The sequence below is a fragment of the Clostridium sp. MB05 genome (assembly GCF_046581255.1).
Lineage (GTDB): Bacteria > Bacillota > Clostridia > Clostridiales > Clostridiaceae > Clostridium.
This window is the reverse complement of sequence record NZ_CP174370.1, coordinates 2,128,443-2,150,434: the sequence shown is the minus strand read 5'-3', so window position 1 is coordinate 2,150,434 and position 21,992 is coordinate 2,128,443. Positions and strand designations below refer to the sequence as shown.

26 protein-coding genes are annotated in these 21,992 nt (G+C 31.4%); 2 read left to right on the top strand and 24 right to left on the bottom strand.

Going from position 1 to position 21,992, the window contains the following annotated elements:
• Nucleotides 1–207: 207 nt before the first annotated feature.
• The 3 genes from ACH36K_RS10080 to ACH36K_RS10070 form a co-directional block, all read right to left on the bottom strand.
• Nucleotides 208–912 (bottom strand): transglutaminase-like domain-containing protein, encoded by a 705-nt coding sequence (locus ACH36K_RS10080; protein ID WP_411167501.1) that lies wholly within the window; start codon nt 910–912, stop codon nt 208–210.
• A gap of 35 nt (nt 913–947) precedes the next feature.
• Nucleotides 948–1,718 (bottom strand): helix-turn-helix transcriptional regulator, encoded by a 771-nt coding sequence (locus ACH36K_RS10075; protein ID WP_411167500.1) that lies wholly within the window; start codon nt 1,716–1,718, stop codon nt 948–950.
• Nucleotides 1,719–1,845: 127 nt separating this feature from the next.
• Nucleotides 1,846–2,121: a hypothetical protein gene (locus ACH36K_RS10070; protein WP_411167499.1), complete on the bottom strand. Its 276-nt coding sequence runs from the start codon at nt 2,119–2,121 to the stop codon at nt 1,846–1,848.
• 249 nt (nt 2,122–2,370) lie between these two features.
• Here ACH36K_RS10070 and ACH36K_RS10065 point away from each other — a divergent pair, with 249 nt between their 5' ends.
• The gene (locus ACH36K_RS10065) at nt 2,371–2,910 is read left to right on the top strand and encodes an RNA polymerase sigma factor (RefSeq protein ID WP_411167498.1); all 540 of its coding nucleotides are present in this window, start codon (nt 2,371–2,373) and stop codon (nt 2,908–2,910) included.
• Nucleotides 2,885–3,883, top strand: coding sequence for a hypothetical protein (locus ACH36K_RS10060; RefSeq protein WP_411167497.1), 999 nt, complete (start codon nt 2,885–2,887; stop codon nt 3,881–3,883). Before ACH36K_RS10065 ends, ACH36K_RS10060 begins: the two co-directional genes overlap by 26 nt.
• 86 nt (nt 3,884–3,969) lie before the next feature.
• On the opposite strand, the gene eutM is transcribed toward ACH36K_RS10060, so the two are convergent.
• The 21 genes from eutM to ACH36K_RS09955 all read right to left on the bottom strand — a co-directional run bounded on the left by eutM (nt 3,970) and on the right by ACH36K_RS09955 (nt 21,645).
• A complete protein-coding gene (eutM, locus tag ACH36K_RS10055) occupies nt 3,970–4,260 on the bottom strand; it encodes an ethanolamine utilization microcompartment protein EutM (RefSeq protein ID WP_411167496.1) in 291 nt (96 codons plus the stop codon).
• Between the two features lie 125 nt (nt 4,261–4,385).
• A complete protein-coding gene (locus ACH36K_RS10050) occupies nt 4,386–5,036 on the bottom strand; it encodes a phosphate propanoyltransferase (RefSeq protein ID WP_411167495.1) in 651 nt (216 codons plus the stop codon).
• Complete coding sequence (locus tag ACH36K_RS10045) at nt 5,037–6,596, bottom strand: acetaldehyde dehydrogenase (acetylating) (protein WP_411167494.1); 1,560 nt, start codon at nt 6,594–6,596, stop codon at nt 5,037–5,039.
• 38 nt (nt 6,597–6,634) lie between these two features.
• Nucleotides 6,635–7,408, bottom strand: coding sequence for a BMC domain-containing protein (locus ACH36K_RS10040; protein ID WP_411167493.1), 774 nt, complete (start codon nt 7,406–7,408; stop codon nt 6,635–6,637).
• Between the two features lie 22 nt (nt 7,409–7,430).
• The gene (locus ACH36K_RS10035; RefSeq protein ID WP_411167492.1) at nt 7,431–8,105 is read right to left on the bottom strand and encodes a cupin domain-containing protein; all 675 of its coding nucleotides are present in this window, start codon (nt 8,103–8,105) and stop codon (nt 7,431–7,433) included.
• Between the two features lie 54 nt (nt 8,106–8,159).
• On the bottom strand, nt 8,160–8,708 hold the full coding sequence (locus ACH36K_RS10030; RefSeq protein WP_411167491.1) for a BMC domain-containing protein: 549 nt from the start codon (nt 8,706–8,708) through the stop codon (nt 8,160–8,162).
• Nucleotide 8,709: 1 nt separating this feature from the next.
• Nucleotides 8,710–10,038: a 4Fe-4S dicluster domain-containing protein gene (locus ACH36K_RS10025; protein ID WP_411167490.1), complete on the bottom strand. Its 1,329-nt coding sequence runs from the start codon at nt 10,036–10,038 to the stop codon at nt 8,710–8,712.
• A 17-nt stretch (nt 10,039–10,055) separates the two neighbouring features.
• Nucleotides 10,056–10,319, bottom strand: coding sequence for a EutN/CcmL family microcompartment protein (locus ACH36K_RS10020; RefSeq protein ID WP_411167489.1), 264 nt, complete (start codon nt 10,317–10,319; stop codon nt 10,056–10,058).
• On the bottom strand, nt 10,316–10,618 hold the full coding sequence (locus tag ACH36K_RS10015) for a BMC domain-containing protein (protein WP_322459034.1): 303 nt from the start codon (nt 10,616–10,618) through the stop codon (nt 10,316–10,318). Before ACH36K_RS10015 ends, ACH36K_RS10020 begins: the two co-directional genes overlap by 4 nt.
• A 15-nt stretch (nt 10,619–10,633) precedes the next feature.
• Complete coding sequence (eutJ, locus tag ACH36K_RS10010; protein ID WP_411167488.1) at nt 10,634–11,479, bottom strand: ethanolamine utilization protein EutJ; 846 nt, start codon at nt 11,477–11,479, stop codon at nt 10,634–10,636.
• A complete protein-coding gene (locus ACH36K_RS10005) occupies nt 11,461–12,126 on the bottom strand; it encodes a cobalamin adenosyltransferase (RefSeq protein ID WP_411167487.1) in 666 nt (221 codons plus the stop codon). The genes eutJ and ACH36K_RS10005 overlap by 19 nt, the downstream gene beginning before the upstream one ends.
• Before the next feature lie 16 nt (nt 12,127–12,142).
• Nucleotides 12,143–12,583 (bottom strand): EutP/PduV family microcompartment system protein, encoded by a 441-nt coding sequence (locus tag ACH36K_RS10000; RefSeq protein ID WP_411167486.1) that lies wholly within the window; start codon nt 12,581–12,583, stop codon nt 12,143–12,145.
• Entirely contained in the window at nt 12,580–12,933 is a 354-nt protein-coding gene (locus ACH36K_RS09995) for a BMC domain-containing protein (RefSeq protein ID WP_411167485.1), read from the bottom strand. The genes ACH36K_RS10000 and ACH36K_RS09995 overlap by 4 nt, the downstream gene beginning before the upstream one ends.
• Before the next feature lie 27 nt (nt 12,934–12,960).
• On the bottom strand, nt 12,961–13,914 hold the full coding sequence (cutD, locus tag ACH36K_RS09990; protein ID WP_411167484.1) for a choline TMA-lyase-activating enzyme: 954 nt from the start codon (nt 13,912–13,914) through the stop codon (nt 12,961–12,963).
• 164 nt (nt 13,915–14,078) lie between these two features.
• The gene (gene cutC / locus ACH36K_RS09985) at nt 14,079–16,619 is read right to left on the bottom strand and encodes a choline trimethylamine-lyase (protein ID WP_411167483.1); all 2,541 of its coding nucleotides are present in this window, start codon (nt 16,617–16,619) and stop codon (nt 14,079–14,081) included.
• Between the two features lie 50 nt (nt 16,620–16,669).
• On the bottom strand, nt 16,670–18,160 hold the full coding sequence (locus tag ACH36K_RS09980) for an aldehyde dehydrogenase family protein (RefSeq protein WP_411167482.1): 1,491 nt from the start codon (nt 18,158–18,160) through the stop codon (nt 16,670–16,672).
• A 47-nt stretch (nt 18,161–18,207) separates the two neighbouring features.
• A complete protein-coding gene (locus tag ACH36K_RS09975) occupies nt 18,208–18,513 on the bottom strand; it encodes a BMC domain-containing protein (protein ID WP_411167481.1) in 306 nt (101 codons plus the stop codon).
• A gap of 25 nt (nt 18,514–18,538) precedes the next feature.
• The gene (locus ACH36K_RS09970; RefSeq protein ID WP_411167480.1) at nt 18,539–18,835 is read right to left on the bottom strand and encodes a BMC domain-containing protein; all 297 of its coding nucleotides are present in this window, start codon (nt 18,833–18,835) and stop codon (nt 18,539–18,541) included.
• 39 nt (nt 18,836–18,874) lie between these two features.
• On the bottom strand, nt 18,875–19,141 hold the full coding sequence (locus ACH36K_RS09965; RefSeq protein WP_411167479.1) for a hypothetical protein: 267 nt from the start codon (nt 19,139–19,141) through the stop codon (nt 18,875–18,877).
• Nucleotides 19,128–20,255: a hypothetical protein gene (locus tag ACH36K_RS09960; protein WP_411167478.1), complete on the bottom strand. Its 1,128-nt coding sequence runs from the start codon at nt 20,253–20,255 to the stop codon at nt 19,128–19,130. The genes ACH36K_RS09965 and ACH36K_RS09960 overlap by 14 nt, the downstream gene beginning before the upstream one ends.
• Before the next feature lie 553 nt (nt 20,256–20,808).
• Nucleotides 20,809–21,645 (bottom strand): MerR family transcriptional regulator, encoded by an 837-nt coding sequence (locus tag ACH36K_RS09955; protein WP_411167477.1) that lies wholly within the window; start codon nt 21,643–21,645, stop codon nt 20,809–20,811.
• Nucleotides 21,646–21,992 lie beyond the last annotated feature (347 nt).

The window sequence follows — 21,992 nt, the reverse complement described above, 5'->3', positions numbered from 1 at the left end:
TAAAACAAGTCTACTTTTTTACATTGAGTTACTAAAAGCCTTATATAATCACATTTTCAGAACTTTAAACTTTTATACTTTCCTCTAAACATAAAAAACAAGGCAAATTATACTTAAAATAAATAATTGCCCTGTGTAATTTATTACTTTTAACTCTTTACTAAAGTTACTAATTTAATCTATATTTTTTCTTCTATTTTATCATCTCTACTGTTTAGAATTTCTAATTTTACTAATGTTCCTGTTCATCAAATGTCTAATAAAATTTCTATAAATAAACTTTTTTATAGGACTAATCGCTTGACTATGATTTTTAAAAAATTCATCTGGATTGTCAAATACACCATAATCTCTTACAATACCTTCCTTCTGTATATATGTGTCATTTTCATTCCAATCAATTATTGGATTTTGAAAATCTTTTGTTGCTACTCCATATCCACAAAAAGAGCCTGTACAATCTGAAAATTTACTTTGTAATTTATTTAGATAACTTACATCTAAAATAAATCCCTCAAGGTTATACCATTTAGAATTATAATAAACTTCTACCCAACTATGAACTATTTCCTTAGGTGAAAGCTTATAGTATAAGCCTTTCATAGCACCTTTTTGTAGTATTTTATCTATTGTAAAGCCATGCATTCTGCACTGAACTCCAACTGCACGCAATAATGCCATAAATAAAATCCCTTTTGTATTACACTGTCCATATCCGTCTTCTAAAACCTTTGAGGCAGGAATTGCATCATCCTCATTATACCCAAATGCAATATCATTTTTTACATAATTATATATCTCAAGAATTTTATTATAATCACTAAGATTTCTCCATTGCTTTTCTTCAACTAGCTTTCTAATGCAATCTGATGAAAAATCTAAAAGCTTTGTTTCTTCTAAATATCTTTCCATAAAATATAACCTCCATTTTCTTTATTGGCTATATTTTACTCTATTTTAAGATGAGGAACTTTCAAAAATACGCTATCTTTACGAATATTTTTCGCTGACATACCTGTTAACTTTTTACTTGTATATGCAAAGTGTGATGGACTATCAAATCCGGCTTTCATTGCTGCATCTGTTATACTACCATTGTCTAATAAATATATATATGCTTTTTTCAAGTTACATAATACAATATAGCTTTTAAGAGGTATCCCTATCTGCTTCTTAAATAGATGAGATATCCTACTTTCAGATAATGAAAGCATTTTAGAAAATTCTTTAAAAAAATTAACATCATAATCATATTCATCTAACATTTTTAGTAATTTAAGAATTCGTTCATCATATTTAATTTTCTTGTTTACTTCTATTTCTAAAATATTAAACATTGAAGAAGTAAAATCACTATATTTTTCTATATCTAAATCTTTAACTAGTTGTTGAAACTCTTTTTGAAGTAATCTAATTTCAGAACAATCAAGTACACAATACTCTTTTCCTAATAGATATTTTCTCTTAAATTGTTGAGCAATATCAGATGCTGCATCTATAAGCATTGTAAAATGAATATTATTATCTGAAGAAAAACAATGCTCTACATTAGTATTTACAATAATACATTTGCAAGATATATCTTCACCCTTTACTTCTATATTTAAATTATCCTTATAGCTCATAAACAATTGAAGCATATAATGCTTATGAAGTTCAGCATCAATAATATCTGTAAATGCTGATATATAACTTTCACTCATAAAAATATAATTCATACTCAACCTCCAATACATTATAAAAATAGTTTTTACCTCTTCATATTATATAGATGTTTATTATCTATACTATGCTTTATTATATAAACCATATCTTATAATGAAACCAAGTTTATTTACAGCATTATTATAAACCCATATCATCTAACACTTTATTTATGTACATTATAATATCTTCATCATTAACTTCAATTTTCCTCTCTAAATATAGCTGATTCCATATAAAATACTTCTTTAATAATATTGCTTCACTGATTTGAATATTTATTTCAAATAATTTCTCTACTAATAGCTTCTCTATATAAGCAATCTCAGAATTATCTCTTGTATTTTGCGCTAATAAAAAAATCTTACCAAGCTTATTATAAACTTCTTCACCTTTTTCTAATATTGCACTTTTCATACTTATACCTCATAAATTTTCGTTAAAACTTAATAAACTACTTTTTTAATTTCATAATTTTCTTTCTACTTGCAGTATATTATTTACATATATAATTATATATGTAAGTGATATTAAAATATAGTCGTTCTCCATACAGAACTGCTGAATTTCTATTTGAAGAACACTTAGATATTATTAATAAAAATTTTTCCAAACATGGAACAAATCAGCTATTTATAAAGTCTAGTTGGTATAAGGAGGGAACATATGGACGAAAAATTATTAATTAAAAAAGCTAAAAAAGGAAATAAAGAGGCTTTCATTGAGCTACTTAAAACTTATGAAAAAGATGTATATTTATTTGCAAAATATATGTTAAATAATGATGAGCTTGTCAGAGATGCAGTGCAAGAAACTATAACAGTTGTCTATGAGAAAATAAGCACTTTAAAAAATGATAACTCATTTAAGTCTTGGCTATTAAAGATATTAGGAAACAAGTGTAGGGATCTTTTAAAAAGAGAAAAAAATGTAACATATCTAGATTCACAAATAGAAGAGCAATATATTGACAATGGCTTTGCAGAAATTGAAATAAGGCAATGTATGGATGGTTTATCTGATGAACATAAGAAGATTATTATTTTGTATTATTTTAATGACCTAAGCTATAAAGAAATAAGTGATTTAATGGAAATTTCTGAAGGTACAGTAAAATCAAAATTATCAAGAGCAAAAGAAAGTTTAAAGAAGATAATAAGTAAAGAGGAGATGATAATAAATGAAACTAGAAGAAATGTTAAATGAAGAGAAAAATAAAGAAATTAATAAAGAATTTAAAGACTTCTATGAAGATACATTAAAAAATCTCCCAGATAAAAATAGAAATAAAAATAAAAAAAGTAACTTTGTAAAAGCAATAGCAGTAGTTATGCTATGTTTAGTTTTAACTCCCGTTATAAAAACATATGGAACTGACATATTGAAAAATATTTTGGGAGTAAAGGAAATTATAAATGATGCTGTTACAGCAGATTTATATTTAAAATATACAAATGATGAAATTGTCAATCTAGATTTTGGAGAATATAAAGTAACAGTAAATAATATTGGATATGATGATAACTTTTTAGTTTATGCATATAGCTTAGAAAGAAAAGATGGTAAAGATTTATCTCCTGATGAGAGTATGCAAATAGGGGTAAGACTAGACTTTGAGAAGAATGGATCCTCTTATGGTTCTAACGTAGATACAAAAATAGAAAGTAATAAGTTTTCTATGGTAGTATGGCAATATATTGGAGATTTAAATTTAGATGAAAATATTAAAGTTGAAGTAGTTGCAACAGATTATGTAAGTAAATTTAAAAGTGAAAAGAAAGCTAAACTAGAGCTACAAAAATCAAAGGAAGCTACTTCAAAGATAGTTGTACTTAATAAGGAGATAAAGGTTCAAGAAGGAAGTATATATTTAGATGAAATAGTATTCTCTCCTTTTGCTGCCATTTTTAAATCTGAAAACAGAGGAGAACTGGGAGATTGGAACAGAAAAGAAAAAGATCCTTATTACTATGCTATGTTTGATGAAAATGGATATCAAATATGGATGGGAAATCAAAGTCGTCATGGAATATCAGAAGAACTTACTAAAATAGGTAAAACTATATTACCATCTGAATATGTGGGAAAGAAAAAGTACACAATAAAAGTATATGATAGTAGAACATCTGAAGAAGTAGAAAATTCAGCTATAACTATAGATGTTCCAGAGATAAAATAGTTATTGGGAATTTTTAGACCTGTTGGGAGTGTTAAGTAAAAAGGAGCTATTGCAAAATAGTTTTGCAATAGCTCCTTTTATGTTAATTATTTTGTAGTGTCTTTAGCTGCTGGAAGTATTACTTCTACTTCTGAGTGTGGACGAGGTATAACGTGAACTGAAACTAACTCCCCAACACGTTGTGCAGCAGCAGCACCAGCATCTGTAGCAGCTTTTACAGCTCCTACGTCTCCTCTTACCATAACTGTTACAAGACCACCACCAACATATTCTTTACCAATTAGATAAACATTTGCAGCCTTAACCATAGCATCTGCAGCCTCTATTGAACCAACTAATCCCTTTGTTTCGATCATTCCTAAAGCATCATATTTCATTTTAAAATCCTCCATTTTATTTAATAATTTTTTGTTTAATAATTTTATATTATAATTTTTATTTTATAAGCTAATCTTTAATTTATGTTTTTTGATTTATATTTTAAAAATTTTTAATTTATATTTTACTTTATAATTTTGATTTTTGAACTAGAGCTAATATTCATAGCATTTGCTTCTTCAGTGTCAATATGGCATTCAAGTTTAGAGGCATCATTTGCTCTAATAGCTACATTACTGTAAATACCACCTCTTAAGTCATCAAACTTTATAGAGACTACTTGACCATCTGAAACACCAAAGCTTTTAGCATCTTCTGGTGTCATGTGTATATGTCTTTGTGCAACTATTACTCCTTCTTCAAGCTGAACTGAACCTTTTGGTCCAATTAAAGTGACTCCAGGTGTTTTGCACAAATCACCAGATAATCTTGGATGTTTAGTAACACCAAGTTTAAAACAATCTCCAGCTAATACTTCAACCTGAGTTTTACTTCTTGTAGGCCCAAGGATTCTAATTTTTTCAATAGCTCCCTTTGGTCCACAAATTGTTAAAGTCTCTTTGCATGCATACTGTCCAGGCTGTGACAAATCTTTCATTTTTGCCAGATGATAATCTTCACCAAATAAAATATTTAGATCCCTCTGTGAAAGATGTACATGCCTATTTGAAACACCTACTGGAATTTCAGATGAATCATTTTTCACTTCTGTATTAGCTCCATTAGCTTGTACAGCTTCCAGTAAAAGCTTCAATATAGCTTCACATCCATCCATCTATTGTTCCCCCTTCATCGCCTTTACTATCTGATTAACTAATTTCATAAGTTCTTCATTATTAGTAAATGTGCTATTCTCAGTGTTATCACACTTTGATGCTGCTACATATTCAGCAGGACTTAAAGTTCCACATTGATTTTGTATAGCATGACAGTTCTCAGCAGTTTTTATACGATTGAAAGTTGGATCAGCAGAAGCTAATGTTGCACAATCTTTTAAGCCATAAGCAACTCTCTTTATATTAACTAGATGCATTGGGGTAACATTTTCAGATACTGAACTACCTCCCCAAGTACCACAACCAAGTGTAAATGATGGCATAAGACCTGTGCTTGCACCTGTTCCACCTTGTGCACCTCCAGTATTAACTAAAATACGTGAAGCTGGTTTTCTAGCAAATTTCATTACTATATCTCTATCTTCAGTGTGAATACTCATTGTATGTCCAATTCCATTTTGAAGTAATTGAATACTTAATTCACACGCTTCTTTCCAGTCTTTTACTATATAGAATCCAAGTACTGTTGTAAGCTTTTCAAAAGATAAAGGATAACCTTCTCCTACACCTTTTTGCTCTCCGATAAGTACTTTAGTTCCTTCTGGAATAGAAATTCCTGCAGCTTTTGCAATAACTTGCGGAGATCTACCTACAAACTTAGCATTCATATTGTGTCCATTCTTAAACAACAAAGCACAAACTTTATTAGTTTCTTCTGTTGTCATAAAATATCCACCTTGCTTTTTGAATTCTTCAACAACTAAGTTATGATTGCATTCTTCACATATAATTGATTGCTCTGATGCACATATTGTACCATTATCAAATGTCTTACTTGCAATTATATTTCTAACAGCTTTTTCAACATTAGCACTTCTCTCTATATATGCTGGAGAATTTCCTGCTCCTACTCCAAGTGCAGGCTTACCAGAACTATAAGCAGCTTTTACCATACCTGGGCCACCAGTTGCTATAATGATAGCAACCTCTTTACTTTTCATTAATTCATTTGTTGCTCCAATGGTTGGTATAGAAATACATCCAATAATATCTTCAGGTGCTCCTGCTTCAATAGCTGCATCTTTCATTAATTTAGCTGCTTTAATTGTACATTCTGCTGCTGATGGATGTGGTGAAAATACTATAGCGTTTCTAGATTTAATTGCAATCATAGACTTAAAAATAGTAGTTGATGTTGGATTTGTAGATGGTACTATTCCCATTACTAAGCCAACCGGCTCTGCAATTTCAATCAGCTTATTTACCTCATCTTCTCTAATTACACCAATAGTCTTCATATCTTTTATTGCGTCATATAATATTGTAGATGCCATATGGTTTTTATAGGTCTTATCATTAACCTTACCAAACCCAGTTTCTTCTACAGCCATTTGCGCTAAACATACTGAATTTTCTTCAGCAACTTTAACCATATTACGTAAAATTCTATCAATTTGTTCTTCTGTATAATCTGCAATTTTTTCTGTTGCAACTTTTCCTAATCTTGCAAGATCTCTTGCTTCTTGTATAGAGCGCAAATCTTTATCAAAATTTCCCATTTTGTTATTCCTCCTTTTAGAATATTTGTGTATTAAAGTTATTTGTAATATGCTTTTATTTTACTAATTATTATCTTCTTACTTGCTTTTGAGATTGCTTTATTTGTAATCTCTAAATCATCATATTGACGAGCTAAATTTCTAAGGTTCATTAAATTAAGACTATTTAAAACTTTTATAGCTTTTTCCATTCCACTATCTTTTACTAGATTATCTACAGTATCTTTCTGTAAATTCTCTATATCAATTTCTAAAGATTTAGTTTTATTTTCATCTTTTAAATTTTCATCAGCTATGTTTTCTATATTCTCAATTACAATGTTAACTTCATCATTGTGATTGCAAGCTTCATTTATATTTTCAATGCTAATATCAGTATCTTTATTAAGATTAATATCTTTGTTATCATCGCTACTCTTATTAACATTTCTATCAGTATCATTATCAATCTTATCAATAACATTAATATCATCAATATTATCAGTATCATCATTAGCAGTATCATTTATATTAGAATCTTCTATGCTAACTGTTATATTTTTAATTCCAATAATACTATCTAACTCTTCATGTGGGCGTGGTATTACATGTTCTGAAACAAGCAATGAACTATCAAGCTTTTTAACAGCTGCAACACCAGCTTCTACTGCTGCTTTTACTGCACCTACATCTCCAGTTACTGCTACTGAAACAAGTCCACCACCAACATAAGTTTTATCAAAAATGCTAACATCTGCTGCTTTAAGCATTGTATCTGCACTTTCAATTGCTGCTAATAGTCCTCTTGTTTCTATTAATCCAAGTGCCTTCATAGCTTAATCCCCCCAAAGTTTACTATAAAAGATCCGCCCAGTTTGCAGGATAAGTAGTATAGAATACCCTTGCCTTATCTGGTGAACCCCAAACTACCTTAGAGCCTGATGGTACAAATAGTACATCTCCAGGATATGCAGTATAGGTCTTTCCATTAATCTCCACTGTTAAAGTTCCTTCAATAACATAATCGATTTCTTCATAAGTTAATTCCCAATCAAAGCGTGAATTTTCTATTGTTAAAAATCCAGCACTCATTTTAGATTCATCTTTGCTAACTAATTCCTGATAATAAGCCTTTACATTTGGATTACCTGTATCAAATACATCCATTTTAACTGTATTACCTCTAACAACCTTTAAACCACCTTTATCACTTTCAAAAGAGTAAGGTGTATTTGGTTTGTTTAAGCAATTAAGCATTTCTTGCACAAGACCTTTATCCATCATAGTTTTGAAAAATGTTAAAAGCATTTCACTATCTAGTCCATCTACACAAATTTTTTGTGCTTCATTTTGTTTTACTTCACAGGACTTTGTCTCACATTTAGGAGCTTCTGTAGTGAACTCTATTCCATTATTCTTTGCTAAATCTTTAGCTGATGGTGTAATAATTACATTACTATCAATATAAAATTTTGTTTCACCTTGTTTTATTAAGGCTTCAACATCTTTTGCACTAATTAACCTCTTCATTTACTCACATCCTTTCATTATAAAATTAATTTTATATAATGTTTTTACTCATTTTTAGAGTAAAGACTGTAGTAATCTGCCAGACGGAGATGGTATAATCTCTGCATTAACTAACAACCCTTTCTCCTCCATAATGGACTTTCCTGCATCAATACCTGCTTCAACTGCAGCTACATCACCAGTGAAGGTAAAGAAAGATTTTCCTCCAAGGCCTGTTCCTAGTCTAAGCTCTATTGGCTCCAAATTAGCAGCCTTTAAAACGGCATCTGCAGCTATAACCATATTTGCTATAGAGAAGGATTCTAAAATTCCTAGTGCCTGTATTCTCTCAGGCATTGTTGCTCCTGTAATTGCTGGAAAAACCAATGGACTTACATTTGGAATAATTATTGAGTCAATCCAAAACTCTCCTGCCATTTTTTCTCCTACACTTACTGATTCCTTTACAGCTGCAACGTCGCCACTAACTATTGCAATGTATTTTCCTGGACAAACAGAACTAGCAGTAACTATTTCAACTTCTGAAGTCTTAAGCATTTGATCCGCTGAATAAATTCCACGTGCAATGCTTGTAAATTCAACCATTCCTATTGCATTAGCCACATTAATCCCTCCTTATAGTTATAAAATCATTTTCAATCTCTATGATAGTTCCTGAAATACTCGTATGGATTGGAGCACCTAAACTTCCTTCTGGAACTTTACCTATTAAATCGCCAGCCTGAACATGGTCACCTATATTCACACTGCAAATAGATGGTGCACCTACATGCTGTTGCTTTGCAATATAAACTCTTTCAGGTTCTAATGTAATATCTGTTAAAGGAGCTGGTTTATCAAACTCTCTTAATCCTAGCCTAGCAATAAGTCTTTTACTTGGAACTAATCTATATTCACGAGCTTGTCTTCCTTCAAATTTATCTTGCACTGGCTTATACCTAATATTCTTTTCAGCAAGCTTTTGTTTAAAGTATAAATTAGCTGCTTTAGGATAAAGTCCAGCTGGACAAGAAAATAATTCACATAAATTACATTGACAACATAGTTGAGATATTTTTTGTCCTTCCATATCATCAAGATTATATGCCATAGCTCTCATCATTTTATGAGGTTGAGTGTTATGACCTAGTAGATATCGTGGGCACATATCAGTGCACATTCTACATTGCTCACAAGATGCTCTATTTACTCTTTTAGCTTGATCCATGCTAACAGACTTCTTACGAATCAGTGAATGACTTTTTTTAAGTATTACAAATCCTTTGTTTTTCTTTGTAACATATCCATCTAAACTTTTCATTACAGGTCCCATCATTGGACCACCATCAATAACTGCATAATCCTCAAAGTTATTGATTCCACTAAGCTTTAATACATCTATAATAGGAGTACCAACTGGTACTTTTACAGTTACAGGATTTGGAACATCTCCTGACACAGTGATATACTTTTCTGTAACTGATTTTCCAATAGAGGCATTATAGATATTTAAAGCTGTTTCACTATTAACAACTACACAACCAACTTGAATTGGAATACCAGCTTCCGGAACAACTCTTCCTGTAAGCTCATAAACAAGTACTTGTTCATCACCTGCTGGATAAATATCAGGAAGCTCTTTTACTTCAATTAAATTTCCTAATTGTAATTTGTTAATTCTATCTCTTAAAATATTAATTACTTCTTTATGCTTTCCTTTAATTCCTATAATTCCTGTCTTTGCATCAACTAGTTCTCTAGCTGCTTCAAATCCCTTTATTATCTCATCTGGAAATATCTCCATTAACTGTTGATCAACTCTCAAAAGAGGTTCACATTCTGCTCCGTTAAGAAGTATGTATTCTGCCTTTGATGCTAACTTAGCATGGGTAGGAAAACCTGCTCCACCTGCACCAATAACTCCTGCCTCTTTTACTTTATCTAAAAGACTCATTGTTATACCTCCTGAATTTATCTAAAATCACAATCTTCATCAATGATTCCTACAACAACTGCATCAACTGGAATATCATCATTACCTAACATTCTACGGGCAGAGGATCCAGTACATATAATTACTCTATCACCTATACCTGCACTAATAATATCTACTACTATTAGTCTTCTTCCTTCATTGATTCCACCAATTTCCTCAGCTAGCATAAACTTAAAACCACTAAGTGACTCAGCTTTTCTAGTTGCCCATACATTGCCAATAAGTTTTGCTGTTATCATAATGCTTTTCCTTCTTCCATCTTGATTTTAATTTCCTTGACTGCTGACTCCACAGAAGCTGTATCTCCAAAAATAGCAATTAAAATCATATTTTGCGGACAACTTCCTTTAATATCCTCAACTGTAACTCCAACAGCTTTTTCTGCAATATCTGCAGCACAAATCATTTCTATCATTCTTCCTTGAACAAGGCCAACTGCATCTATACTATTTAAATCTGTTTTGCAATTTACTCCCATACGTCGTTTTAGAATATCTATAGTCCCTTCAGAGGGTGATTTTATAATCCTAAAATCCATATCTTTTCACTCTCCTTATTCAATAATTTCTTTTGTACAGCTAAGGGCTATTCCTAATGGTGTAACAAACATTGGATTTTGAGGCTTATGTGTATATATTCCTGTTTGTTTTTGGATGATTTCTTCTATTCCAGTTAAACAACAAGTTCCACCCACTAAAGAAATCTCTTTAACATCATGGCCTTCTATATGTTCATTGATAATAGATGAAACTTTTTCAACTACAGGTTTTAATACTGGAAGTAATTCTTTATGCCTTTTATTGTCTCTTTTAAATTTATCTGCTTCTGCAAAAGACATGCCATAAGCTCCTGAAATAACTAATGAAAAGTGAGTTCCACCTGTTGGCTCATCCACTACATAAACGACTTCCCCATCCTTTAATATAGAAATACCTGTTGTTCCACCACCTATATCTACGACTGCTCCATTTTCAATTTTAAGAACTTTATTTGCAGCTGTAGGTTCATCTAATATACTTGTAAGTTCAAACCCTGCTGCTTGCACTACATTTTTAATAGCTCCTGAATCTAAAGCGTCTGTTCCTGGTGGAATAGCTGCTGCTGCATAAAGTAGCTCTGCACCTAACTTTTCTTCAAGATCTTCTTTTAATTCTCTTACAATCTTAACAGCACCAATATAGTCAACAACCATACCATCACGAACTACATCTGCATATCTATAGGCTCCTGCAACTGGTTTATAGTTTTCATCTAAAACAGCTAGTACCACACATGCAGTACCTAAATCAACGCCTGTATAGTAAATTGATGATTTTTCTATAATGGGCTTGTTTATAACTTCTTCAAAGTCATGAACAAGCTTATCACAATATTCAAAAGTTAATTCTCTCTCTGACATCTCTTTCCTCCAATAATTGAACAAATCATTTGGGATATGGTATTAATAATTGAATTTATATTTTTAATAACATCTTTCCCTAAATTGTCATCATCTTCATAAACTTCAAAAACATAAGGTTCTAATTCATGAAGAGCACAACGAAGTGTATGCAATTTTAGAATTTCCTTGCTTTTTTCAAGTTGCATATAAAACTCTGTAATTTCAAAGCAGTCATCAATGTCATCATAAAAATTATTTGAATTTATTCCAGTACATTCTTGACAACTAAGGATCTCTAATTCACTTTTTCCATCTATAAATTTTCTAATATTTGTAATCTTCTTACCTAAGGCAATAATATTTTGTGCTATGATAATATCTTCTTTTAAAATATCACTACTTGTAACAAGGAATATTGCTTCAATAGATTTTAATTTATAATAAAGCTTCTTCTTATTGTTATTTCCCCTTGGCAATGTTTTTGATTGCTTTACTTCAGGATTTTCCTTATTCTTGCAAGAAACCTCATCTAACATTTTTATACCTCTATCAGAAATATATTGTCTTGCTCCAGGTGTAAGGCGCTCTCCCTGAACTAATTGATAGGTACTAAAAGGTTCCTTCTTATATAAATCTCTTAAATACTCTTCAGTAATAAATTTCATTATTGCCCCCTTTGTTTTACCCTTCTTTTAATAAATATTCTTTTAAATCATCAATACCTATCCTTTTAGAAACACTAATGTGAAAATATGGCTCTGGAACTCCTATTATTCTTAATTGTCTTAAGCAATTTTCTTTATTTTCTGGCATTAAATCACATTTAGTTATTACTCCTATTACAGGGCATCTAAAGGACTTTGCAAATCCATGAGGATACACATCTGTGCATCTTGATTGGTCAATTAAAATTAATACATGAGATGCATCTTGGGCTGCTGCAATTATATGCTTATACATCCAAGAATTTTCTATATATGATCCTGGGACATCAATGGTATTTTTACCATAAATCATATCCTGTGTTCTTTTTAATTCACCTTGGTAATTATTTAATTCATTTACTAATGTGGTTTTTCCACATCTTGAAGGGCCAATTACCATTATTCTTTTCTTTCTCATGTTCTTGTAATGGGAGCAGGTGTAAACCCAAGTAAATTTTTCAACGTATCATTTACAGCAGTAAGTGCAGTTTCAACGCTCTGTACATCTCCATTTATAACTACACATCCTGTAAAACGATCTAAGAATCCGATTTCAACATCTGCGACCTTTGTAGCAATGTCTGCTGCAATAATAGCAGTTTCATAAGGAGTTAAAGTTAAAATTCCTATAGCTCCTTTTTCATCAATCCCTAAACGTTCATAGATATCTGGCATAGGTGAAGCAATAACATGAGCTATTGTGATTTGCTTACCTGGCACTGACTCTTGTATAACACGTTGTATATTTCTTTCAAGAAATTCTCCCATAAACCTTACCTTCCATTTTTTATTTATTTAGTGACGAATCACTTTAACAGGTAAATCATATTTTTTAATCCAGCTTTCAATTCTATCTAAGTCTTCATTGCTTAAGCTTGGATCTCCTTCAATTGGATATTCCATTCCTAATTGTTTGTATTTATTTACTCCCATCTTGTGATATGGAAGTAAGTCAATTCCTTTAAAATTCTTGTAATCTTTAAAAGGAATTAAAAATTTCATAGCATTTTCAATGTCATCTTGACAATCATTTACACCCTTTAATAAAGGCATTCTGATTTTAACATTATATTTGCGACGAAGAAGTTCTTTTAAGTTCTCTAATATTTGTTCATTTCTCACTCCAGTTAGTTGAAAGTGTTTGTCTGAATCAATATGCTTCATATCAAATAGAAATAAATCTGTAAACTCCGCAGCCTTTAATACTGATTCTAATTTTGCATATCCACAGGTTTCAATTGCAGTGTTTATACCTTCTTGTTTGCATGCCATAAGTAAATTACTAGCTGCTTCTGGTTGCATTAAAACTTCACCACCACCTAAGGTAACACCCCCACCTGAAACTTCATAAAATTCTCTATCTTCTTCAACAATTTCTACAATCTCAGAAATTGTTTTTACTTCTCCTACTATGGATAATGCTGAGTTTAAGCAAGCATTAGCACACTTTCCACACCCAATACAATCAATATTACGATTTACCTCATGCTTTAAAGTTTCGTTGGAAATAGTATGTATTCCAACCGGACAAACAGAAACGCAAGCACCACAATCAACACATGAATTACTTTTAAACATAACTCTATATTTCTTTAAAATTCCCTCAGGATTAGCACACCATTTACAACGTAATGGACATCCTTGAAAAAATATTAGAGTTCTTACTCCTGGTCCATCGTACATATTGTATTTTTGTACATTGAAAATTGTTGCTTTTCGTTCGATTATACCTAAGTTTTTATTCCCCATACTATTCAGTCTCCAGTCTCATTTATCATAACTTTAAATATATAATTTAATTGTTACCTTGCCACCAAAATCTTTAATTTCAGTGGCAAGATTTATAAAAATTAATTTATAGTCAAAAGATATTTATTTACTTGTCTGTAATTTACAAAACAATTTAAAGTGTTTTAAAAATGTGTTAGCATAGTTCTGCTGATAATTTCATCTTGAACATCTTTACATAACTCAACGAAGTATGCACTATATCCTGCAACACGAACAATTAAATCACGATATTGTTCAGGATGTTTTTGTGCTTCAATTAAGGTATTGTTATCTAAATAGTTGAATTGAATTTCACCAAGTCCAAGAGCACAAGCACTACGTAATAAAGTTATAATACCTTCTTCTCCTTCTTTTGTATCAAGAAGTCCAGCTATAAGCTTAAAGTTATGAACCATACCAATGTTCATATTGTCACAAGCCATTTTTGATACAGATTTAATTATTGCTGTTGGTCCCTTATAGTCTGCACCTTGAGTTGGACTTATACCATCAGATAATGGCATCCATGCTCTACGTCCATTAGCTGTTGCACCAGTTAATTGACCAAATGGAGTGTTATTAGAGATTGATAAAGTACCATGACTTAGTACTGAATATAAAGTTTTAAATTTACGGTGCTCCATTTCAGTAAAATTGATTAAGTCAGCAGCAATGTAATCTGCGTAATCATCATCATTACCATACTTAGGTGCTTCTAAACAATCTTTTCTAAGCTTTTCATATCCAACAAAATCAGCCTTTAATGCTTCATTTAATTCTCTTAATGTGTATTTCTTTTCTTCAAATACTAACCTTTTAATAGCAGCCATAGAGTCTGCATAAGTAGCTAGTCCACTCCATACTACTCCTGGTCCAAAGTTATACATTGCTCCACCAGCTTCAACGCCTCTACCTTTTTCCATACAACCTTCATACATTATAGACATTAAAGGTTTTGGAGCAAGATCTTTGTGAACACGTTGTGAAATTACAGTAGCAACACTACTCCACTTAGTTATATATTTAATTTGTTCCTTAACTGCAATTTCAAATTCTTCATAAGTTCTAAAGTTATCTATATTACCCATATCTGGACAAACTTGTTTTTTATACCAAAGAGGTACACCATTATTAAGTACAAGTTCTATACATATTGGCCATTGAGTGTAAGCAGTAGATGTCCATTGATAAAGTCTTCCTGATTTTTGAGGTTCAACACAACCCATTAAACAGTAATCTCTTGCATCTTCAATAGAAACTCCCTTTGCTAACATCATCTTTATGTGTATATCATCAAAGTGACAAGCTGGGAATCCCATTCCTGCACGAACTACATCAACTATCTTTTTAAGGTATTTATGTGGTGATTTCTTATGAATACGGCATGCTAATGATGGTTGATAAATCTTAACATGACGAACTGCATCCATAAGTAAGTAAGTTAAATCATTTGTAGCATCACGTCCATCTCTTGTAACACCACCAACACACATATTAACAAATGGTTGATATCCAGCGAAGAACTTAGAACCACCTTCACTTGTAATCCACATCATTTCAGACATTTTAATAAGCATACAGCCTGATAATTCAAATGCTTCAAAATCATTCATTCTGCCTGATTCAATATCAGCTTTATAATATGGATACATATATTGATCCACACGTCCTATAGACATACCTGTTTGGTTTTCTTCAACTACTAGTAAAGATTCTATAGTCCAAACTGCTTGAATTGCTTCCCAGAATGTGCTTGGCTTATGAGCTGGTACCCTTGCATTAACTTCAGATATCTTTTGAAGTTCTGCTTTACGCTTAGGATTTGTTTCTTTAGCAGCTAATTCTGCAGCATATTCTGATAAACGCTTAGCATAAATCATTACGCCTTCTGTAGTATCAATTACTGCTTTATAGAAATATATTTTTTCTATATCATCAGGATTTTCATACTGAAGCTTTTCAAGATTCTCTTTAGCTTCACGTTGAATATCTAACATACCCTTTTCCATTAAAATTACATCATATCCTGGGTTTGAGTCTCCTCCACCATTAATAGCATGATATGAACAGTCTGAAACAAAGGACTCACCTGAAAGTTCCCAAACACCGGCTTCACGATACTGATCTTCGCAGTATTCATCAACTGATTTACCTGCCCAGTATGGGAATAATTCTTCTTTCATAATCTTCTTATCTTCTTCAGAAATATAGAATGGATCTTGAGCACGATTACCTATAGTATCAATTTCATCAACCATCCATCTCCATGCTATATCAGGAGAAAATGCTCCTGCACGAGGTGCACCACATGGAGCTCCTACAATAAGTTCATTATCTTGAATTACTAAAGGTGCAGTTTCACAACAATATTTAAAACACTTAGCACGTAATAAAATCTTAGGCATACCAGGATTTTCTTTAGCTATCTTTGTAATAGCTCTTGCACGATGTGTTGTTATTGTTGGAACTTGTTTTAAATAGTTTTCCTTTAATTTTACTAAACGATTTGTTATTCCATCTGGAATTTTATCGCCTTCATTATTTAATACTGTTTTTGAAACAGGTTCTTCTTTTGAAATTTCTTTTGATATACTTTCAAACATCTTCATTAAAGATTCACGTTCTTCAGAAGACATATGTTCAGTAGCTTCCATAAACTTATTTGAAAATTCACGAATATCCAAATCCTTACCTCTCATTCTTTAAATATTTTTCAGATTTATAATCTTATCTTCTATTTTAAATTTTGTATTACCTTCTTTAATAGGCTTTCTAGAAATTCTACATTATCTAAAGTACAACCTTCTTTCACTTCAACCTCTTTAGATAAAGATGTACTTTCTTCTAATTTATCATTAACGATTTCATTAGCTTTACGTACTCCATATCCAACTTTTCTAATATATATTAGATTTCTTGGTGAAACATTATCAGATGTCATACCATGTCCTGCAGAACCACTACCTAATGTCATTGAAGGAAATAAATTAGTAGTTGCTCCCATACTTCCTAAAGCTCCAGGTGTATTTACTAGCACTCTACCTACTGGTTTTTTTAGTGCGAATTGACGGATAACTTCCTCATCTCTTGAATGTATAATTAGAGTATGTCCTTGTCTTTCACTTAGTAATAATTCAATACATTTTTCACAAGCATGCATCCAGTCATCTTCAATGTAATATGCTAAAACTGGACAAAGCTTTTCCCTAGAGTAAGGATTACTCTGTGAAACATACTTTTGCTTTGAAATAAGAACTTTTACATCATTAGAGACACTAAAGCCTGCTTTTTTTGCTAATTCTTGTGCTGATTTACCAACAACATCCGATTCAGCACTTCCATCATTATAGGAGAAAATTAAAGCAAGTTTCTTCGACTCTTCTTCATTCATAAAGTAAGCACCATTTTTTTCTAGCTCTTTCTTCACTTCAGATTCGATACAACTATCTACCACAATTGACTGTTCAGCTGCTGAAACAACTCCATTATCAAAAGTCTTACTAGCAATTATATCTTTAACAGCTTGTTTTATATCTGCTGTACGTTCTATAAAAGCTGGTCCATTACCATTTCCACCATATATTACTGGCTTTCCAGATTTATAGGCTTCTTTTAGTAAACTTGGTACACCTGTATTTATTATTAATGAAGCATCTTTATGATTCATTAGCTCTAATGTTCCACTTTTTGTAACATTATGAAGGTATGTAAGTGCTCCTTCTGGTAACCCATATCCTTCAGCTGCACGAATCAAAATATCTAAAGCTCTTGAAATTGTATTTTTAGCTCTTGGATGAGGTGAAAATATAATTGCATTTCCTGATTTTATTGCAATTAAGGCCTTATATATTGTGGTAGAAACTGGACTTGTTGATGGACAAAAGGCGATTATTACTCCCATAGGTACACCTACATCCATTGTTTTATTTTCTTTATCTTCACTAATTATTCCAACACAATTCATACCTTTTAATCTGTGACTTAGATACTTACAGATAAAATGATTCTTTATATACTTATCTTCCCATTTTCCGTAATCTGTTTCATCACTAGACATCATTGCAAGTTCTGAAAGATGCTTTTCTATTTCTTCAGTCATCCTTTCAACAATTTCATCAAGCTTTTTTTGTGAAAAAGTTGCTAATTTTCTTTGAGCTTCACGAGCATTTTCAACAAGAATTCTCGATTCTTGCATGGAGAGTAAATCGTTATCTATTATATTCATTTTTTTCTCTCCTTTTTATAAGAAATAACTATAATATTCTTTTACTTTTAAGGCATCAAATTAGTAATTTTGTAACGCTCAATAATCTTTTCAAGATCTGGGTGAGGTCTTGCAATAACAACTGAACTATAAAGGTTTCCACCTTCCATACTTTCAACTGCTTTTACTCCAGCTTCAACTGCTGTTTTACAAGCTCCTACATCTCCACGAACAAGAACCGATATATATCCTGATGCAACGTTTTCATAACCTATAAGTTCAACATCTGCTGCTTTGCACATGGCATCTGCTGCTTCTAAAACGAAAACTAAGCCAAAAGTTTCAATTAATCCTAAAGCTTCATAACGTGCCATTTAAACACCTTTCCTTTCATTAAATTTAAGAATCTATATCATGTACTGAAACAATATCTCCAACTTCTCTAATAGGACGTGGCATAACATTTTTTGCTGTTAGCTTACCTATTGCAGCTGCTGCTTCAGCACCTGCCTCTACAGCTGATCTAACTGCTGCTACATCACCTTTAACCATAATTGTAACTAGGGTTGATCCAACGTTTTCATATGATATTAATTCAACGTTTGCAGCCTTTAACATTTTGTCAGCTGCCTCAAGTGCCGGAACTAATCCGATTGTTTCTACAAGACCTAATGCTTCATCACCATAATATCTCATTCACAATTCCCCCCTCTCCTTTTAAGAAATTATCTTATCTTAGTCTTTAATATATCTATTTATTGTTGCTGCTCCTTCTTCATGAGCATGATAGTAAACTCTTAGCTCACCATTGTTATCCATATCAAATCTTGTTTCCTCAAGAAGGCCATTTGCTTCTGCTGTCATTAAAGCTGTAATTATATCTTTCTTATTAAGAGCTTTAAATTTACCATATTCACCTTTTAATGCATTAATTACATCATTAGCGCAGGCTTCTTCAACAGTAGTAAAATGCTTTAATATAGCATAATTAAGTGGCTTCATAATGGTCTACCTCCTTATCAGTATCTTTATTCTTCTTTCTAAATAAATCAAGTGGATTCATAGCAATAACTAGAATACCAAAAATCATTAGAACAGCTCCAATCCAAACTACTGGAGGTAATGCCCATCCATCCATTCCTGCGAATACTCCAAGTACAATCCAACAACAGAATGGTCCCCAGAATGAATAAGTACCATTACATGCCATACCAAGAGCTGCACCACACATACTATTACCGTTATACCAGCACATGTATGAAACGAATGCACAAAGTCCACTTAACGCAAACCAAATCATAGAAGAACTACTTGTAAATGCTTCAACAACTAAATTAGCTGAAAAACCAACTCCATCACCAAATATCATTCCAAAAATAGGAACTAGAATTATTAGATTTGATAAACCTGATGTTGCTTGACGGATTGTAATTCCAATCTCTGAATCAATCATTGATGTACCATATCCAGCAACACATCCTTCAAATCCCCATCCAAGAGCTGCTATAAATGCAATGCATAATCCAAGTAACATTCCTTCTGGAGCATCTCCTGAAAGGCTTGTACTACCAATAAGAAAACTTGAAGCAACACAAATTGCAATACCAGCCATCATACGTTTATTTAATTCTTGCTTAAATAATATTCTTCCTAAGATAGCACCGATAGCTGGACAAAGGGCTGTAATAGGAATAACTATTGATCCAGCCATTTGAAGTCCAACAACATAAGCTGTACTTGAAATTGGGCCTCCAATAAGAGCAGCTAGAATCATTACTCCACCTGGAGTTGTTCTAATACATCTAAAGAAATCACCAATTTTTCCTTTTATAGTTGCATAAATCATTGCCCAAACAGCACTACATGTATCATTTACTGCACTACCAAGAGCTCCCAGTAAATATGTAATTACAAGTACTGATAAGCCTGCATTGTTATCGCCATACCAATCGGCCCAAACACCTTTCTTCATTCCAAGTGTCATAAATGCGGAATAAAATCCATACATAAGACCTGAGAATAATGCGATAGAAATACCTTTTTTAAGGAAATTAGATGATAATTTCTTTTTAGCAGCAATTGCTGACGAATTAGCCGCTCCTGACATTTCACTCATAAATAAAACTCCCTCCATTTAAACGTTATCACGTTTGATTGTATATTATCATTAAATAAAGATTTATAATGACCATACTAAACTTTTAATAAGTATAAAATTACTTATTAAAAGCACTACAAGAACTCCTTTGAGTTTAATTACACTTGTTATAATTTTATCTCTAGGACATTTTATTTGTTTTGAAATTATGGAATAACTTTTCATCTTATGTATGTTTGTAGGTATTTTTTACTCTTGATTAAATTATAGTCCTTTCCCTATAGGGGAAAGTCAATATGTATTTTAATTGCACTGTTTAGTTTTATCTCTATAAATTTTTAATATAGATTTTCTTTTCATTAATTTTTTACTTAACTAGACCTAAACCTATTGTATTAAAGGTTTTAAAATAACCATCCAATATTTGTAATTATGTAGAATTATACTGATTTTTTTAATTTAAAAAATATAAAAAGCATCTTAACTGATAAATCTATAATAATTTATCCCTTAAAATGCTTTTATTTATAATTTATACGTTACCCTAAGGGTAACGTTTTCACCCAAGTCATTATTTTTTACCCCTACTAATCTTAACCATCACTTCTGTTACAAACTTATCAGTATTTTTAGTTGTCCAATAATCAGTAACATATCTTTCGTATGAATTATTTTCATATTTGTATTTATTTTTTTCTGCCCAATCTCTTATCTTTTTATATGTTTCATTAATTGTTTCATGTGAGCCTACATGATAGCAAGATGCTACCATACATCCACCAAATTCAACTGTTGCACACTCTTTACATTTTAATATTGTTTCCTGCATTATTTTCATCTTATTACACTTTCCATTCATCTTATCTTCAAAGGACGGAAACTGTATTATTACAGGACCAGTTATTGCATTATTTATATCTTCTATATAATTAGTAAATTCTATATTTATTATAGAATCCATATAATCATAATTAAATTTTTGATCTAAGTATACCATTCTACAGCTGTCCACATATTTTACTGAAACTTCTTTAATATCATTTTCTATAACTGTCTGGGCTTCAATTATAAGATCATACCAATCTTTTATAGATTTAAGTTTTAAATTTATTTCACTTTCTTCCTCCTTAAGTTCATCTATTTTATTTCTAAAGCTCTTTTCAAAAACTGAATAAGATGTTCCTTCAAGAAATTCCTTCATTTCTTCAAGTTTAAAGCCACTTTGTTTATAGTATTTTATCATTGGTACAGATAATAAAGTTTTTTTACTATAATATCTATACCCGCTTTCATCAGACACTTTATCAGGCGATAATATCCCCATTTTATCATAATACCTAAGTGCTTTTTTTGATAAATTACATATCTCTCCAACCTTCCCGATGCAATACAATTCACTTTGTCTCATAAAACAACCTCCCCTATTTTCTCCCCAGAATTTAGCTGTAATGAAATTCAGTTACATATCTTCCACCTTTATAGTTTACTTAAAATTTAAGTTATTTTCAATATTTAATATTTATATATATGGTTATTTTAAATGCATATAATTTTGCGTTATCCTTCTCTATCTATTTTAAATAAAAGGCTGTGTTAAATGAAAATGTTGATATGATAGTCACCTCATCAATAATTCACTAGGTTCATACAGAATCCATAGCGGCTTATAGACTGCCTACTTACTTTTAAAATAACTAATGCACTATGTTAAAACAGAACCACAAAAAAATCGAACAAAAAACCACTCATTTCTGA